Source organism: uncultured Blautia sp. (assembly GCF_902497045.1).
GTDB lineage: Bacteria > Bacillota > Clostridia > Lachnospirales > Lachnospiraceae > Blautia_A.
In genome coordinates, this window is sequence record NZ_CABVDF010000360.1 from 1 (window position 1) to 1,735 (window position 1,735).

Consider the following 1,735-nt stretch of genomic DNA (forward strand, 5'->3'; position numbering starts at 1 on the left):
ATTTATTATTCAGGGACTCAGCCCAGGTCAAGCATGAGAAGGGGATTTCTGCTATGGCTGAATCCCTTTTATCTTTTGTCTATTAAAATGCAGACCACACATTGTCCTCTGGGGTATATCTGTGATATATTTTCGTTTCTGCCTCCTTTCATTTGATCAGTAATTTTAGAAAACACCAGATAGGTCTGAGAAAAATCTCTGCATGCAATACCAATTTTATCTGAATAACTGTGGAAATTTATATGGCTGCTACAGCAAGAACGCCGCATGACTAAAGAACAGCAGACATACTTTTTGAAAAAGGTCATATATAAGCTATTATTATCTCTTTGATGCTAACAGGATCATTTACCGGCCTGCACTCAGAAAATTTTTCTTATAAGCTATTATACTGTATTTTTATCTATATGCAAGGCTTTTCAGCAGTTTATAAAAAAATTTCGATTTAGTTTCCAAATATTTTATAATTTAGGTAAATTGAATTTCTTTACATCTGCTATAGTTGTGGTATATAATAGATGCTAAGTTGATATGCATTTTTTTGCCGTGGCAAAAGTCATGGATTCTAATCTGTCTGTGTAAATATGCCATATTCTGCATATGATTTAATATGCATATGGTAAATATACGTTATACAGCACATAAAGAATAGGATGTGATCATATGAAAATAGAAAAAATAAATGAAAACCAAATCCGCTGCACTCTCACCAAGGAAGATCTGGAACTTCATCAAATCCGCCTTAGTGAGCTTGCATATGGTTCTGAAAAGGCGAAAAAGCTCTTCCGAGATATGATGGAACAGGCACAGCTGCAATTCGGATTCGAAGCTGATAATATACCTCTGATGATCGAAGCAATTCCAGTCACTTCAGACAGTATCATCCTTATTATTACCAAGGTAGAAGATCCGGAAGAGCTGGATACCCGTTTTTCAAAATTCACCCCCTTTAAAGACCGCGGACAATCGGAAGCTCTTCAGCTTGACGGAGCAGATAATATCATTGATATTTTCCAGAAACTCTGTGAAGCTAAATTAAAGGGAAGTTCAAAAAAGACTTCTGCCGCTTCTGATTCTGCAAAAGAGGCAGCTTCTCAGGACGCTCCTTCCGTTGATCTGATACGACTCTTCAGCTTTTCACAGCTGGATGATGTGATTGCCGCATCCCATGGACTAAACGGATTTTTTACAGGTATAAACACCCTTTATAAAGATCCTGCCGAGGGAAAATATCGTCTCGTTCTCCACCAGTCCGATATATCTCCGGAAGATTTCAACCGGACATGCAACATCCTTTCCGAGTATGGAATCAGCAGAGCCTTTTCTTCTGCAGGAGAAGCCTACCTGAAAGAACATGGAGAAACAATCTCCGTAAATGCACTTCAACAGCTTGCACAGATCTGATCCATGATTTTTACACTATGAAAAAAAGGCGCTCCATATCATATGGAACGCCTTTTTTAGTCTTATTATTTGCTAAGAAAATCATTAATCTGCTGAACAAGGATATCTGAGTCAAATCCATGAACCATAGCTGCCTCTTCCAGAGATTCTCCCTGAGAAGACGGACATCCGATGCAGTGCATTCCCATTCTCATAAGGATAGCAGCGCAGTTCGGATCAATTCTGAGAAGCTCGCCAATGGTAGTTTCTTTTGTAACCTGTGCCATTTCTATTTCCTCCTTTTTATATTTTATGCAGAAAAAATTTCTTATTATTCCCTGCAGTGTTATGC

2 protein-coding genes are annotated in these 1,735 nt (G+C 38.2%); one reads left to right on the forward strand and one right to left on the reverse strand.

Annotated features, from left to right (window positions below; genetic code table 11):
* The first annotated feature begins 663 nt into the window (after positions 1-663).
* Entirely contained in the window at positions 664-1,404 is a 741-nt protein-coding gene (locus tag RDS42_RS14680; RefSeq protein ID WP_308784303.1) for an adaptor protein MecA, read from the forward strand.
* A 65-nt stretch (positions 1,405-1,469) separates the two neighbouring features.
* On the opposite strand, the gene RDS42_RS14685 is transcribed toward RDS42_RS14680, so the two are convergent.
* The gene (locus RDS42_RS14685; RefSeq protein ID WP_177275623.1) at positions 1,470-1,670 is read right to left on the reverse strand and encodes a DUF1858 domain-containing protein; all 201 of its coding nucleotides are present in this window, start codon (positions 1,668-1,670) and stop codon (positions 1,470-1,472) included.
* Positions 1,671-1,735: the final 65 nt, after the last annotated feature.

Excerpts from the sequence above, each read along its gene's own strand:
- RDS42_RS14680 (WP_308784303.1), top strand. The coding sequence starts at position 664 with ATGAAAATAGAAAAAATAAATGAAAACCAAATCCGCTGCACTCTCACC.
- RDS42_RS14685 (WP_177275623.1), bottom strand. The coding sequence starts at position 1,670 with ATGGCACAGGTTACAAAAGAAACTACCATTGGCGAGCTTCTCAGAATT.